The organism is Moorena sp. SIO4E2, assembly GCF_010671945.1.
GTDB lineage: Bacteria > Cyanobacteriota > Cyanobacteriia > Cyanobacteriales > Coleofasciculaceae > Moorena > Moorena producens.
On the sequence record NZ_JAAHIE010000152.1, the window covers coordinates 1 to 14,328 of the forward strand.

Here is a 14,328-nt window from a genome sequence, read left to right on the forward strand (position 1 = left end):
AAATTCGCCACGGGTCGCACCGCTCCCGACTCCCTCGGTGCGCTTGACCCGTAATTAAATTCGCCACGGGTCGCACCGCTCCCGACTCCCTTAATGGAGTGTGGCGAGATGGGGGAGAGGGGCATTGTAAATTACCCCAAAACTCAGTTTTATTAAGTTTTGTATACTAATTAAGGTAAAAGCGAAGGTAGAAGCGATCGCATGATCCTGATTAAGCAGGTGCAAATATGGGTAAATATAATGGTTATAGCTGTAATTTTCCTCTCAGGCTGTGGTGATGGTGAACCCAAGAGCGAGACTAAGCCTACAGTAGGGAATGGCAAGCTGCAATTTCGGGCTAACGGTGAAGACTTTGTGCGACAGGGCTTTGTTTCCAAAGACAGTTGGCAAATATCTTTCGATCGGGTTTACATCAACCTAGCGGACATCACAGCTTACCAAGCTAACCCTCCCTTTAACCCCGATACAGTAAAGGAAATCTCAGTCCAAGAGAAAATTATCCTCCCCAATCCCAAAACCATCGATTTAGCGGAGGGGGGAGAGGATGCCGAGCCAATTCTGATTGGTGAGATAGCTGATGCACCAACTGGTCATTACAATGCTCTTTCCTGGAAAATGCTCAAAGCCAAGATTGGTCCAGCAATGGGTCAAACCTTAGTCATGGGTGGTAAAGCTAGTAAGCAGGGACAAACCATTGATTTTGTGATCAAACTCGACCAAGAGATTGAATACCGGTGTGGTGAATTTATTGGTGATCAGCGCAAAGGGATTCTAGCCAAGGATGGAGAAGCTGAGATAGAAGCTACCTTCCACTTCGATCACATTTTTGGCGATAGTGATGTGACCGCCAATGACCCCCTCAACACTGGTGCGATCGGATTTGAGCCATTAGCTGCACTGGCTAAGGACGGCAAACTAGAGGTGACCATGGCTCAGCTTCAATCAGCACTCCCAGCTCGCACCTATCAGCAGCTTACTCAAGACATTCTGCCTAACCTAGGTCATGTCGGTGAAGGTCACTGTAAATCCACGCCAATTTCTAGGTCATGACGTACCCAACACCCTTACTCCAAACCCCGGAGTCTTATAACCTAGAGTCCTGATCAAGACAAGGAAAAATCGAGAGGTAGTGCTAGAAAAATCAAACCTGATCAGCTCTGACCCATCGCGCTTTGCATGACTCTTGAAGAGGGGGAGAGTGGGAGAGTGGGAGAGGGTCACAGAGATTGACGACTTTTCCGGAAAGTAAAAAATATGCCAATTAAATGCACACTAGCTTAACAGTCAACACTCAACAGTCAAGAATTAAGGATGAAGTGGAAAGGTTTGATGCTACTGAGCCTGGTTTCTGTCTTGAGTTGGTCAGTCAATGCTGAGGCTCACGGCACTAGGCTTGAATCTAAAACTATCGAGGCGATTGAGATTAATGCTAATTACGACACTGGTAAACCGATGTCCAATGCCCAAGTAACCATTTATGCTCCCAATAATCCTACCACCCCTTGGCAGACCGGGACTAGTGACACCAACGGCAGGTTTATCTTTGCTCCCGATTACGCTCAGCAGGGAAATTGGACAATTCAGGTGCGCCAAGCTGGTCACGGTGGCATGATTACTCTTACTCTTGGTGAGGAGAATTCTGCTGTAGCGGGTCAGTCATCAGCAGCGGGTAACTCCCTAATGATCTCATCAACCAGTCCTAGTTACACCCCTGTTCAGAGAATGCTCATGGCAGCTGCTGGTGTCTGGGGATTTGTGGGTACAGCACTCTTTTTCTTAGGGAGGAAAACTAATGCACATTCCTGATGGTATTCTCCCTGCTTCTGTCTGTCTTGCTGGTTATGCAGCTACTGGTGGACTCACTTGGTATGCCCTACGTCGAATTGATCAACATCAAAACCCCCAGGAGGCAATTCCCAGAGCGTCCTTACTGACTGCTGCCTTTTTTGTCGCATCCTCAATTCACCTCCCCATCCCACCAGCGAGTGTCCATTTCGTTCTCAATGGCTTGTTAGGGGCAATTTTAGGTTATTACGCCGTTCCTGCCATTCTGATTGGTTTGTTTTTTCAAGCAGTTATGTTCCAGCATGGTGGACTCTCCACCCTCGGGATAAATGCAGCCATGATCGCAGTATCAGCAATCTTGGCTTATCACCTGTTCCAATTGCGGCGGGTGTTTGGTAAAGGCAATCGAATTGTTACTGCTATCTTCAGCTTCTTGGCGGGTGCTGCTGGCTTGGGAGTGGCGACGCTAATATTCTTCGTCCTAGTCATTACCAATATTCCTGCTAATTTTAATGTGGCAGCAGAACGGATAGCAATTTACGGGCTAATGGTTGCCCATATTCCCCTGATGGTGATCGAGGGGTCGTTTTCAGCGGCAGTGGTGTTATTTTTGCAGCGAGTTCAACCAGAATTGCTAGGGGAATCGGGAAGGGGAAGCAAATACGATATCAAAAGTCAAAAATAATTTTAGACTAATTGGGGCTTCTGCCACTGCCCCCTCTCCCCTCTCTTCCCCTGAAGCTAAGTCCTTTTTAAGACCTTACAGAACACCACTAGTGGCTAGACCTAAGATGACACCAGCCCCTAGGATGTGACCCAGGCTAGTAGTTGCCAAGAGTTCAGGGATACCAAAATTGGCAAACAGTCCAGAGGCACCAGGTAAAGCTGGGCCTTGACCGGGGTTTTTGATGGCAAAGCGACCAACAGTAATCGCAAACAGATTACACAAAATCATTACTATCCCCACTGTGGGACTCCACTCTGGGGTCACCGGAACAGAGGTTTCCACAGCAGCTAACAAAATTGAGTTAATCAATGCAGTTTCTCCCATATTTGATAAATTGATCAGCAATCAAAGCAACTAAGCAATCAGTAATCAGCAATCAGCAATCAGCAATCAGCAATCAGCAATCAGCTTTTGAATAAAACAGGTAAGCTTTGGCCTGTGGCCACGCTACGGTAACGTTTAATCTGAGTTACGGCTGACGGCTGACAGCTGACAGCTGAATGCTTACCAAAGCAATCATAAGAATTTTCGGGGAGAAAAGTCTCAACTTGTTTTAAGAATTTACATTTAGGACTTACGCATTTGCACCCGTTGGTCCCCCAGAGGGGGACTTTGACATCATTACCCCTCCCGGTGCGCTTTCCGTTGGCGAATTTAATTCGCCACGGGTCGCACCGAAAAATTGGGGGGCTAGGGGGGCGAAATCAACTTAACCGCCTAAGTCCTGACATTTTGAGAGCGATCACAGCCTCAGAATTTATGTAAAGTTATGCAAATTTTGGTAAATTGTATAGAGTACCTATATCTTGAGCAGTTTTCCAGTGACTCAATCTGACCAGAGTCAGCCAGTAAAAGCAAACCAAATGGCTGTATGGGGAATCTTTAGTTCAACCTTCCTAACCATCTTTCTAGCGGAGATGGGAGACAAGACCCAACTAGCAACACTACTAATCACTGCTGAATCCCAGTCTCCATTGATTGTGTTTGTTGGTGCTGCCGCAGCACTGATATCTACTAGTTTGCTAGGTGTACTGATTGGTCATTGGCTGGCTAAGCGCTTCTCCCCTGAGATGATGGATACTGCTGCCGGAACACTTTTACTGTTGATCTCAGTTATGCTTCTGTGGGACGCAATTAAACTGAATTAGTATTAGTTAGATGGTTGAAGGTTAGACGGTTGAAGGTTAGACGGTTGAAGGTTAGACGGTTGAAGGTTGTTCGCGTAGCGTGGCCGAAAGGCCAAGGTTGAAGGTTGGAGGTTTAAAGTTGAAGGTTAGATGCTTTAAGGTTAGACGATGGATTGGCAATTACTAGGACTAAGTTTCCTAACGGTATTTTTAGCTGAAATTGGAGACAAAAGCCAATTGGCAGCGATCGCACTCAGTGGTAGTCTCAATTCCCCCCGTACTGTGTTTTTGGGAACTATAGCGGCACTGATACTTGCTAGCTTTCTGGGAGTAGTAGCTGGGGGAGGGGTGGCTCATCTATTGCCTACTCGTCTACTTAAAGCGATCGCAGCCATTGGCTTTGCTTTGATGGCATTACGGCTATTGTGGCCTTCAGAAGGAACGGTGGAGGATTGATACCCCACCACCCCACCTCCCTTTCACCCGATTAACCTGACAATCATTTCGACGAGCATTAATCACCTCTGGGGTTAGGGGGAGTGTGGGAGCAGGTCACGAACACACCAATCTACGATAGTCTTGATAGCACCAGCTAAGTAGTGTAGTCCCTCCGATTAACTTGATTGCTTCTAGCAGCCAGTAGCCTTCATGCATTTGCACCATTCCTGCTGGCATGCCACTCACTGGCTCTAGAAGATTCAGTTGTAGAGCCATAGCGCTCATCTGGGGTGTCATGATGTAGGTATAAATGATTGCGATCCCTAGCATGAGCAGGGATAATAAAATAGACCAGCGTCTGACGTAATGATAAAGATTAGAATTACCACGCAGCACTAGGAGGCTGGCTAATATTAAAGCGCCACACAAAAGCTCAACACGATTAAATGTCCAGAAGATTGAATAGCCAGCTGTAGCAAAACTAGCCTGAGTCATCATGCCAGCTGTAGACATGCATGGCATGATCACAAAGTCTATAACCAAACTGCTACTGAGCCAAAACCCTAAAGCAAACATGGCAATGGTTCGCCAGCGGCTTTGCTGTGAATCCACGCCAAAAACAGCGTTCATAAAATTTCCTCTACTTTCTATCCTGCTCTTAGCTTAACCAATTGTTTTTGGAAAAAGTGTGAAGTATTTTTGCAAACAAAAGTATTTTTGCAAACAAATTTTAAATTAATTGTCAGGACTAATTTCAAATCCAGTTGACGTAAGCATATGCTTACGATAAATTTTCTTGAACTGTCTGTTGTAGTTGTTGGGTCAACATCTCCACTGTAGCTGCTCGGTTTTGTCTGTAGGACTCAAAATGCTCTTTGAGGTTTATGGGGTCTCCAATGCGGAGCATCGCTTTCCGGTGTCCTTTCGCCAAAGGTCGATTAAACTTAAACACTTCCCGCTCTAGTCGAGTCAGGGTATCCAAAAAACGCTCTGGCGTAGGGGAGGCAGCAACATAACCATCGTAAATTGCATCGAAGTTCAGCAGGCGGACAGTAGCTTGGTAAATCGATTCATAGGTCGTTTCATCAAACTCTTCTAACTCTTGAGCACGGGATTTTAAGACTGACTGAATTTTATACACTCGTTCTCGGATTGGTGTCATGGTTGCTGGTGTTAGCTCTAGCTTCTGTTCACACTCACTCAACATACGAGTTTTGAGCTGGTTAATCCGTTGGTTCCAATCCATCTGAGTGCTTTGGTCTAGATTAAGGTCGTATTCAGTCTCTAAGCGAAGAATTACTTGCTCAGCCACACCCCGTAAACGCCCATAGAAGTTTGGTGCGATCGCATTAATGTTGAACGCCTTCTCTAGACGGGACAGGGTCTGATCAATCACTGGCTTCATGGAATCAGTGTAGTGGTACTTCAGACTTACCGGTACTAAATAGAGATTAGGAACAGGTTCACCCTGTTTGACCATTTGGTTCATTGCTTGTAGAGGCAGTTGAATAGCTCCCGTTCGGAAGGGCATAACCGTATCATTTTGATAAGAGCAGCCGCCTTCGGGGAAAATTACCAAATCACAACTCGGTTGCTTCAGTAACTTTAGGGTTTGGGCAATGCTGGCGCGATCGCCTAAACCCCGTCTAATCGAGTAGGCTCCCATCAGGGGCAGAAATTTTTTGTTCCATCCCCGGAAACTCTCGTAAGCCACAACATAGTGAAACAGTTGCCCTAACCGAGTTGATAACAGAAACAGAACCACCCCATCATCAAGGGTAGGATGATTCGGGAGATAAACCACCCGTTCCTCTTCCAACCGAGCCAGTTTCTCTAGGTCCGTAGACTCAACCACTAACTTCAGTTTATAAAAATTATCGGCGAGTAGATCAGAAAAGCTTTGACAGAGGCGGGTTAATACGGGATTGAGCCTAGGTGGATAGAATTGAGGGCTTGACAAAACAGACATAGGATGTATTCCAAGAGGAGATCGGAAGATCACGGAGATGGGGAAATAATAAATACTAGTTTGACTTTAAATACTTGATTTTGCCATTGTGCATGGTGCCATGCTTCCCCACCTTTACTCCCTTCGTGATTTTCCTCACTACAGACAGATGCCATAGTTGTACAGGATCAATTATGCTTTCCCTACTAACCTTTTACCTTAGAATTATCAAATAACAAGAATCATCACTAGTGTCAACATGTTAGATGGTGAAATCAAAGAAAAGACGGCCTCATATACCACCGCGTCACCCTTGATCCCAGCTCTAAAGAGATTGAGCTTCCGTGCGCCCCTTCTGTTTTCGGTAAACTTGCTCAAAATTACTATAGCCTTAGTCTTATCCTTAGTAATTTTGGATACTCCCTCAACCCAAGCCGTTCAGTTAGCGGATGGCAGAGTTTCATTTGAGAAATCTCCTAGGTTGTTGGATGCAGTAACTACCTTTAATCAAGCTGATGTTCGAGGAGGAACATACTATTTCACCGTGGACTTACCAGGGGATATAGGTGAACCACTCCAAAGATTAACCATTAATCAGCGTCAAGGAGGATATAAGATTCGATTCTATCCCGAGAAATCCTCAGCATTTGAAGGAACCTACCAAGACCGGGGTCAGCCGTTATCTCTGGGAAGGGTAACAAAAGACGACTCAACCAAAACAATTTCAGTTACCTTCGATCCACCAGTAAACCCAGGAAAAACCATTACAGTTGGGCTTCGTCCTGTTCGTAATCCACGATGGGGTGGTGTCTATCTGTTTGGGGTTACAGCTTTCCCCCCTGGAGATAGGCCCTATGGTTTATATTTAGGTGTTGGACGTTTACAGTTCTACTCTCCCGCCGGAGACAGGCTCAATTCTAGATAACATCTTCGGAAAATTTATGGCATGTTAATTGTTAATTAATTGTTAATTTTAAATTGTTAATGATCAAGTGACACTTAACAATTTAAAATTAACACAATCAATCATTTTAAAAATCCTTAACCAGACTTGATTTAACCTTTTGCCTGATTATGGGACAAACCATTATTCAAGTAGACGCTTTCACCAGTAAACCCTTTACAGGAAATCCTGCTGCTATCTGTGTTTTACCAACTGCCCAAGATGACAGCTGGATGCAAAACGTAGCCCGAGAGATGAATTTATCTGAAACCGCATTTCTAGTCAAGCAAGAGGATGGTTTCAATTTGCGTTGGTTTACACCAACAGTGGAAGTCTTCTTATGCGGTCACGCCACCCTAGCTAGTGCTCATGTTCTCTGGTCAGAGGGACATGTCTCCCCTGATCAAACGATTCGGTTCTACACCAAGAATGAATTGCTGATAGCTCAGCGCCAGGGTGAGTGGATTCAACTGGATTTCCCGGTGATTCCCTCAGAAGTTATCAGTACTCCAGAAGCACTCAGCCAAGCCTTAGGTGTACCCATCAAGTGGGTTGGGAAAAATTCCCTAGGCTATTTGGTGGAGGTCGAGTCGGAAGAGTTGGTCAAGCAGATGCAGCCCAATTTCCAACTGATGAAAACCTTACCTCTGTTTACAGTAACTGTTACTAGTTGGGCTGACAGTGATTCAGAATACGACTTTGTTTACCGATTCTTTGCCCCCAGAGTGGGAATTGATGAAGACCCAGTTACAGGTTCTGCCCATTGTTGTCTCGCTCCCTTCTGGCGCGAGCGCAATAGTAAAGATGAGTTCTTAGCCTACCAAGCCTCCTCTCGGGGTGGTGTAGTAAAGGTTAACTATACCGGTAGCGATCGCGTTTTTCTGAGTGGACAAGCAGTTACTATCCTGCGCTCAGAATTGGTAATCTGAATTTTTGAATTAAGAATGTAGAATTAAGAATTAAGAATGTAGAATGTAGAATTAAGAATGTAGAATTAAGAATGTAGAATTAAAAATGTAGAATGTAGAATTAAGAATGTAGAATTCTAAATTCGGCCTTCTAAATTCTGCATTCTAAATTCTGCATTCTGACAGACAACCTTGGCCAAAAGGCCACGCGATCGCGTTCAACCAAACAACCTTCAACCTTCAACCTTCAACCTTCAACCTTCAACCAGACCCAGAACCCACTGCCTCAGAAATTGAACTCATGCCTCTTTCCTCCAACTTCTGCAACAGCCCTTGCAGAATCTGCCTTACCATCCATGGACCGTTATAAATCCAACCCGTGTACACCTGAATTAGACTAGCACCTGCAGTAATCTTCTCCCAAGCATCCTCCGCCGTAAAAATCCCTCCAACCCCTATAATCGGTAAAGTTCCTTGAGTTTCCTGCCAGATAAATCGAATTACGTCTGTAGAACGTTGACGCAAAGGAGCTCCACTAATCCCCCCAGCTTCTTCCGTTACCGGTTTGCCCGTTGCCGCAATCCGTTGTGTTTTGAGCAGATCCCGACGGATGGTAGTGTTAGTAGCAATAATCCCAGCTAACCCATAGGTTTGGGCAAGCTCAAGCACATCTGCGATCGCATTCCACTCTAAATCCGGGGCAATCTTGACCAGAATCGGCTTTTGGGAAACGTTTTCCTGTTGCAGAGCATCTAAGATCAGACTAAGTTGAGTGGCATCCTGAAGCGATCGCAATCCTGGTGTATTCGGTGAACTCACATTCACCACAAAGTAATCCCCCAATTCCCTCAACAGGCCAAAACTCGACCGATAGTCATCTGCTGCCTCTGCTAGGGGTGTTACTTTAGATTTACCTAGATTAATGCCAATCGGAATAGTTAAACCTGAAGCTTGGATCCGGTTGAAAGTTGTTTGCCCAAGGCGTTCCCTACCGGTAGGTTGTTCGCCCTTGCCTTTCTCTTCCGGTAGGTTCTTTTCTAAACCTGCAACCTGTAACCTGTTAACCTTCAACGGTGGTTGTACCTGTAACCTGTTAACCTTCAACGGTGGTTGTACCTGTAACCTGTTAACCTTCAACGGTGGTTGTACCTGTAACCTGTTAACCTTCAACTGTTCTAATCGAGCAGCCATTGCTGTAGCTCCGAGATTATTAAATCCCATCCGATTCAGAGCAGCTTTGTCCTCTATCAAGCGAAATAGACGAGGACGAGGATTTCCCGGTTGACCATGAAAGGTTACAGTACCGAGTTCAGCAAAGCCAAACCCTAAGCTTCCCCAAATTCCAGCAGCCACACCATCTTTATCAAACCCTGCTGCTAAACCGAGAGGGTTGGGGAAGTTTACTCCCCAGAGGGTTTGTTCAAGGCGAGCATCATTTAGGCAAAACCTTTGCTGTAATTGACCCTGAAGCCAGTGACCTAGAGTAGATTTCTGATTCGATGACAGCCAGCTCAATAGCCCCAGAGTTCTATTGTGTAACCATTCTGGATCTGTCTTCAACCCAGAAAAGAGAATTGGACGAATGGTAGATTGGTAAATATCCATCGTAATGAGTCGGTCAGTAGCTCAGTGCTTAACAAAATACTCCACCATCTGGCTAGTTTTTATTAACAACTGTGGATTTACTTCAATTTTTAATTGCCCCATTCAAACGTCATACTTTGATTGATTCTTTGATTGATTAGTTGCGTTATGGCCAAACCATAAAAAAAAGTCTGTTTTTTCGGTAACTCAAATGACATTTTTTCACTGAAGTACAGTCAATTTTCGCAACCCCTACTCCCTACTCCCTACTCCCTACTCCCTACTCCCTACTCCCTACTCCCTACTCGCTTACCCCCTCCGAAGGGGAGTTAGGTGATTGGTCCTGACGGTAACCATAAAAATCAATCCGATATTCCGTAATCTTTACACCAGTTTGTTCCTCAATTTGCTTGAGCAAGTTTTCCGGTAGTTCTACATAAACATCAAGAATCTGGTTTGTATCCAGGCAATTGACATGGCTATGATTATCGCTGATATTGCCGTACAACCGTCCATCCGAGCGCTCAATACATTCAATAATACCTTGACTAGATAGGGCATCTAAATTCTGGTAAACAGAAGTATGACCAATATCTTTCCCTTGTTGATTCAATCGGTCATAAATGTCTCGCGCTGACAGATGGTCTTTAGCTTCCCATAACAGTTCTAGGATGAAGCGACGTTGACGACTCAGACGCATACCCAGGGTCTGACACTTATCGATAGCATCTTCTAGTGAACGAATTGGTTTAGCAGCTGCCGCTTCTTGTTGCATGACATGAGTTGATGAGTTTAACCAAAAGGAATCCCCTATAAATCTACTGATAGCTCAGCCAGCTATCCAGTTAATCCAGGGCAAGGCTCTTGTGTGATCGGGAACGTAAGTATTCAGCTATCAGCTATCAGCTATCAGCTATCAGCTATCAGCTATCAGCTATCAGCTATCAGCTATCAGCTATCAGCTATCAGCTAATGCGCACGCTACTTGAGGTGCTACAGATGGTGCTTTTGAATAAGCGATGCAGAGGTGCGACCCGTGGCGAATTTAATTACGGGTCAAACGCACCATTACGGTCTTGGGGAGGCAGCGCCGCCAAAGGGGGTTCCCCCCATGACCGCGCTGCCGTGGTTTCCCCCACTCGCGCTTGGGATCAAGACAACAGGTAAGCATTGGAATAATGCTGAGTTACTTTAGCTGACGGCTGACGGCTGACGGCTGACGGCTGACGGCTGAATGCTTACTCGGGAACCAGGAACGGGAAAAGGTAAACGGGGAATACTTTCTGTTCCCAAGTTCCCTATTTTCTAGTTTCTCCTTGACCTTGAATGAATGCCCCTGTTTCAATTTATTTTCAGTTAAATTTGGTAGCCGATACTTTTTAGCTACCAAAGTCTACCAAGAACGACTTTTGCCCGCCAATGCAAGATGCCATCGCATCCAGGGGGTATCTCCGCGCTTCTGTGACGGAATATCCCGCGAGCGCCATAAAAATGTCAAAAAAGTTCGTTCCACCGGGATTACAGCGCAACTATTAAACCCTTGGTTTTCGGCTTTAATTTAAGTTACATAATAATCCCTGTCGGTGTTACCCTAATTTAAGTCTAACAAATAATCAGAGTTTTTGGTAGACTCTGCGACATTTTCTCTAGCTGTTTACTAACCCTCAGCCTTATATCCTATATTCTACTACAAACTAGTGAACTAGCCCACCCTACAATCCACCAAGGTGGTGCTTCTGGTTTCAAACTCGATCTGCTTTGGTTAGCCATCGGACAAGGTACCTTGAGGGAGTTGCTGCAAGTATTCAACAACAGCCTCAACTTCTACTCGCCGTTGCCCCGGGGCATCAATATTATAGGAATCGAATTGCACAGCTGTATCCCCTTCAGCTTAGGTAACAGTCCAGATCCGAAAGCCTAGACCTAAAGATTAGATAACACAGTTCTGTTGGGGAGTAGGGATGTTTAACGTTTTCTTTGCAAGTTAAGGGGAAAGTCTCGACTAAGCCATTGCTCTTCACAGCAGCTAGTGCAGTAATGCAGCTGAGTTATAACGGAAGTATATCACCTTTACAAAAACTTTGAGAAAAAATCTGGAATTCTTCAGGGTCAATGGGTAGTTGACTGTATTGCTCAGAAACACTCACATCAACCTGATCCTGAAACAAAAGCTAAGACAGACTCCTCTCTATCGAGCCAATTATAAAACATCATCAGAAATTAGCACAATGGAAAACATAGAAAGTCACGAACCAATGGTTCCAGGTATGACTAATGGTGAAGCAACTACCAATGGCATGTCCTTAGGGGAAATGGCTGATGACCAGATTTCATCCTTTGACATGAATGCTGTATCCAGTCAAGGCAATATACCCACAGCAGTGCCAATGAGTTCATCTGCCCCAGATATTCCTATGGAAAACGTGCTGGTAGAAATGCGAGCACCTAAGGGTCAAGGCGCTAACTTGTTTTACATGGCAGGAAGTTTCAGGGTTCCTAGCTTCCAAATCGATTATGACTACGAGCCAGTATCGATGGATCCTGAGACACCGGAACTGGCCATGCAACTTCAAGCCTCTGATGAAGAGGTGATCGTTGTCAAGGGCAAAGTTGCTCAAAACCAAATTGCCGCCCTCGAAGCCCAACCTAATGTGATCAAAGTCTGGCCAGACACCCCGATCGAACCCTTCAGCACTACCACCTTACAGCAAGAGTATCCGATGGTAGAACCAATGGCAGGGTTTGGTAGCTGTCCGATTGGTTCTTGTGACTGTAACCCTGGGGCTGCTAAGGGAACTATGGCGGACGTAGCCAAATATCTTGGCGTTGATAAAATTCACGCTGCTGGTTATAAAGGTCAAGGTATTGTTGTTGGTGTCGTTGATGGCGGAATTACAGCAGCTGGTCGTCCTGTGCGTCCCGGAGAACCCTCCAAGCGAATTCGCAATGTCATTGGTGGCTACCACCGCAGCGTGGAATGGGGGACTCAAGCTCGCAGCTGGGGCGAACATGGCAATATGTGCGCTACAGATGTGTTGGGTATGGCTCCAGAAGCCAAGCTCTATGACTTTCCACTAGTAGGGAATGCTATCTCTAACGCCCTGGCTGCCTTCAATTGGGCAATCAAGCAGTATAAAATTGACGGCACACCCCACATTCTCACCAATAGCTGGGGAATTTACCAGGAACAGTGGGATAAGACTTATGCCAGAAATCCAAACCATCCCTTCACCCGCAAAGTTGTGGAAGCCATCAATCAAGGGATTCTAGTTCTGTTTGCCGCTGGTAACTGTGGTGGAACCTGTCCTGATGGTCGTTGTGCCTCAGATTTCGGTCCTGGTAAAAGTATCTGGGGCGCGAATGGTCATCCCCTAGTGATGACAGTGGGCGCAGTTAACAAGAATGAACAGTTTGTCGGCTATAGCAGCCAAGGACCAGCGGCTTTGTCCCCCCAAAAGCCTGACTTCTGTTCCATCACCCACTTCCGGGGTTACTTCCCCTGTGATAACGGTACCTCTGCTGCCACACCCATTGCTGCTGGAGTAGTAGCCTTGCTCAAGCAAGCCAAGCCGAGCTTGACTCAGCAGGAAGTTAAGAAACTCCTGGAGAGTACTGCTAAAAATATTGGTTCTCAGGGATGGGATCAGCATTCCGGTACTGGTATTATTCAGCCCAAGGTAGCTTTTGACAAAATCAAAACTCCCCCACCCCGTCCTCGCCCTCGCCCCAGTGACGGTACTTGGAGTGACTGGGAAAATTTAGGCGGCTATGGCATATATAGCCCAGCGGCTGCTTCCTGGGGACCTAACCGCATTGACACCTTTGTGATTGGTACTGACCACGCTATGTATCACAAGTGGTGGGATGGCTCGGCTTGGCGCGGCTGGGAAAACTTAGAGGGTTACATTATTTCTACACCCGCAGCAGTTTCTTGGGGAGCTAACCGCATTGACACCTTTGTGGTTGGTAGCAATAATTCCCTGTACCGCAAGTGGTGGGATGGCTCGGCTTGGCGTGGTTGGGAAAATCTAGGGGGCTACTGCCTGTATGCTCCAGCGGCTTCTTCCTGGGGACCTAACCGCATTGACACTTTTATCATTGGTACTGACCACGCCCTCTACCACAAGTGGTGGGATGGCTCGGCTTGGCGTGGTTGGGAAAACTTAGGGGGTTACTCTATTTCTGCACCCGCAGCAGTGTCTTGGGGGCCAAACCATATCGCTACCTTTACCATTGGTCGCGATCGCGCTCTATACTACAAGACCTGGAATGGTTCCATTTGGACTCCATGGGAAAAACTGGGAGGCTACTGTCAGTATGGTATAGCTGCTGTCTCCAGGGGAGTCAACCAGCTAGATTGTTTCGTGATTGGATCCATGGGCAAGGTCTATTGCCGTTCCTGGGATGGTTCTGCCTGGAAAAATTGGAAAAACCTAGGTGGTTACAGCATTGCTGGGCTAGCAGCAGCATCTTGGGGACCTGACCGCCTTGATGTTTTTGTAGTTGCTGGTGATCATGCTCTGCACCACAAGTGGATGGGTTGAGGTAAAGCTTACTGATTAAGGAATTAAAGGTAAAGAATTAAAAATTAAGAATTAAAAATTAAGAATTACGGATTTTGAATTTTTAATTCTTAATTTTTAATTTTGAATGGTCGCGTTCGCGTAGCGTGACCTACGGTCAAGGGACTTGACGAATAGCTGCTACGGCCTTAAAAACTTTTATCTTTTGCAACTACTTCTTTAGTTAGAGTCGATGCCTAGGTATTACCCTAGGGCACCTCTCCTTCAGAACTGGACGTGAAAGTTTCCCCTCATCCAGCTCCTAGATATCCTAGTCCTTCGACTTGCTCCAGTGGAGTTGTTGGT

The 14,328-nt window shown here is 45.9% G+C and carries 15 protein-coding genes; 9 read left to right on the top strand and 6 right to left on the bottom strand.

Annotated features, from left to right (window positions below):
- Positions 1-240 precede the first annotated feature (240 nt).
- From F6K37_RS17055 to cbiM, 3 genes are all read left to right on the top strand, one after another.
- On the top strand, positions 241-1,050 hold the full coding sequence (locus tag F6K37_RS17055; RefSeq protein WP_287251326.1) for a DUF4382 domain-containing protein: 810 nt from the start codon (positions 241-243) through the stop codon (positions 1,048-1,050).
- A 261-nt stretch (positions 1,051-1,311) separates the two neighbouring features.
- On the top strand, positions 1,312-1,806 hold the full coding sequence (locus F6K37_RS17060; protein WP_008179218.1) for a carboxypeptidase-like regulatory domain-containing protein: 495 nt from the start codon (positions 1,312-1,314) through the stop codon (positions 1,804-1,806).
- On the top strand, positions 1,793-2,470 hold the full coding sequence (gene cbiM / locus F6K37_RS17065) for a cobalt transporter CbiM (protein WP_008179215.1): 678 nt from the start codon (positions 1,793-1,795) through the stop codon (positions 2,468-2,470). Before F6K37_RS17060 ends, cbiM begins: the two co-directional genes overlap by 14 nt.
- 75 nt (positions 2,471-2,545) lie before the next feature.
- Here cbiM and psaK read toward each other — a convergent pair whose 3' ends face one another.
- Positions 2,546-2,836, bottom strand: coding sequence for a photosystem I reaction center subunit PsaK (gene psaK, locus F6K37_RS17070; RefSeq protein ID WP_008179213.1), 291 nt, complete (start codon positions 2,834-2,836; stop codon positions 2,546-2,548).
- Between the two features lie 497 nt (positions 2,837-3,333).
- Between psaK and F6K37_RS17075 the strand changes: the two genes are divergently transcribed.
- Together F6K37_RS17075 and F6K37_RS17080 are read left to right on the top strand one after the other, a co-directional pair.
- Positions 3,334-3,660, top strand: a complete 327-nt coding sequence (locus F6K37_RS17075; RefSeq protein ID WP_287251328.1) for a TMEM165/GDT1 family protein — start codon at positions 3,334-3,336, stop codon at positions 3,658-3,660.
- Between the two features lie 147 nt (positions 3,661-3,807).
- Positions 3,808-4,095, top strand: coding sequence for a TMEM165/GDT1 family protein (locus F6K37_RS17080; RefSeq protein WP_008179209.1), 288 nt, complete (start codon positions 3,808-3,810; stop codon positions 4,093-4,095).
- 96 nt (positions 4,096-4,191) lie between these two features.
- Here F6K37_RS17080 and F6K37_RS17085 read toward each other — a convergent pair whose 3' ends face one another.
- The 3 genes from F6K37_RS17085 to F6K37_RS17095 all read right to left on the bottom strand — a co-directional run bounded on the left by F6K37_RS17085 (position 4,192) and on the right by F6K37_RS17095 (position 6,201).
- Positions 4,192-4,707, bottom strand: coding sequence for a DUF4149 domain-containing protein (locus F6K37_RS17085; protein ID WP_287251331.1), 516 nt, complete (start codon positions 4,705-4,707; stop codon positions 4,192-4,194).
- A 151-nt stretch (positions 4,708-4,858) separates the two neighbouring features.
- Positions 4,859-6,046: a 1-acyl-sn-glycerol-3-phosphate acyltransferase gene (locus F6K37_RS17090; protein ID WP_287251333.1), complete on the bottom strand. Its 1,188-nt coding sequence runs from the start codon at positions 6,044-6,046 to the stop codon at positions 4,859-4,861.
- Positions 6,047-6,075: 29 nt separating this feature from the next.
- A complete protein-coding gene (locus tag F6K37_RS17095) occupies positions 6,076-6,201 on the bottom strand; it encodes a hypothetical protein (RefSeq protein ID WP_267871979.1) in 126 nt (41 codons plus the stop codon).
- A gap of 83 nt (positions 6,202-6,284) precedes the next feature.
- On the opposite strand from F6K37_RS17095, the gene F6K37_RS17100 reads away from it, so the two are divergent.
- Positions 6,285-6,950, top strand: a complete 666-nt coding sequence (locus tag F6K37_RS17100) for a DUF2808 domain-containing protein (protein WP_008179204.1) — start codon at positions 6,285-6,287, stop codon at positions 6,948-6,950.
- Between the two features lie 149 nt (positions 6,951-7,099).
- A complete protein-coding gene (locus F6K37_RS17105; protein ID WP_008179202.1) occupies positions 7,100-7,897 on the top strand; it encodes a PhzF family phenazine biosynthesis protein in 798 nt (265 codons plus the stop codon).
- A 240-nt stretch (positions 7,898-8,137) separates the two neighbouring features.
- Here the strand turns inward: F6K37_RS17105 and F6K37_RS17110 are convergent, their stop codons facing one another.
- Both F6K37_RS17110 and F6K37_RS17115 read right to left on the bottom strand, forming a co-directional pair.
- Complete coding sequence (locus F6K37_RS17110) at positions 8,138-9,451, bottom strand: quinone-dependent dihydroorotate dehydrogenase (protein ID WP_438941755.1); 1,314 nt, start codon at positions 9,449-9,451, stop codon at positions 8,138-8,140.
- Between the two features lie 310 nt (positions 9,452-9,761).
- Entirely contained in the window at positions 9,762-10,235 is a 474-nt protein-coding gene (locus tag F6K37_RS17115) for a Fur family transcriptional regulator (protein WP_008179196.1), read from the bottom strand.
- A gap of 89 nt (positions 10,236-10,324) precedes the next feature.
- On the opposite strand from F6K37_RS17115, the gene F6K37_RS17120 reads away from it, so the two are divergent.
- The gene (locus F6K37_RS17120) at positions 10,325-10,627 is read left to right on the top strand and encodes a hypothetical protein (protein WP_287251335.1); all 303 of its coding nucleotides are present in this window, start codon (positions 10,325-10,327) and stop codon (positions 10,625-10,627) included.
- Between the two features lie 1,061 nt (positions 10,628-11,688).
- Positions 11,689-14,004, top strand: coding sequence for a DUF8189 domain-containing protein (locus F6K37_RS17125; protein WP_287251336.1), 2,316 nt, complete (start codon positions 11,689-11,691; stop codon positions 14,002-14,004).
- Positions 14,005-14,328: the final 324 nt, after the last annotated feature.

Coding starts and splice junctions, on each gene's coding strand:
- F6K37_RS17055 (WP_287251326.1), top strand. CDS start 241: ATGGTTATAGCTGTAATTTTCCTCTCAGGCTGTGGTGATGGTGAACCC.
- F6K37_RS17060 (WP_008179218.1), top strand. CDS start 1,312: ATGAAGTGGAAAGGTTTGATGCTACTGAGCCTGGTTTCTGTCTTGAGT.
- cbiM (WP_008179215.1), top strand. CDS start 1,793: ATGCACATTCCTGATGGTATTCTCCCTGCTTCTGTCTGTCTTGCTGGT.
- psaK (WP_008179213.1), bottom strand. CDS start 2,836: ATGGGAGAAACTGCATTGATTAACTCAATTTTGTTAGCTGCTGTGGAA.
- F6K37_RS17080 (WP_008179209.1), top strand. CDS start 3,808: ATGGATTGGCAATTACTAGGACTAAGTTTCCTAACGGTATTTTTAGCT.
- F6K37_RS17085 (WP_287251331.1), bottom strand. CDS start 4,707: ATGAACGCTGTTTTTGGCGTGGATTCACAGCAAAGCCGCTGGCGAACC.
- F6K37_RS17090 (WP_287251333.1), bottom strand. CDS start 6,046: ATGTCTGTTTTGTCAAGCCCTCAATTCTATCCACCTAGGCTCAATCCC.
- F6K37_RS17095 (WP_267871979.1), bottom strand. CDS start 6,201: ATGGCATCTGTCTGTAGTGAGGAAAATCACGAAGGGAGTAAAGGTGGG.
- F6K37_RS17100 (WP_008179204.1), top strand. CDS start 6,285: ATGTTAGATGGTGAAATCAAAGAAAAGACGGCCTCATATACCACCGCG.
- F6K37_RS17105 (WP_008179202.1), top strand. CDS start 7,100: ATGGGACAAACCATTATTCAAGTAGACGCTTTCACCAGTAAACCCTTT.
- F6K37_RS17115 (WP_008179196.1), bottom strand. CDS start 10,235: ATGCAACAAGAAGCGGCAGCTGCTAAACCAATTCGTTCACTAGAAGAT.
- F6K37_RS17125 (WP_287251336.1), top strand. CDS start 11,689: ATGGAAAACATAGAAAGTCACGAACCAATGGTTCCAGGTATGACTAAT.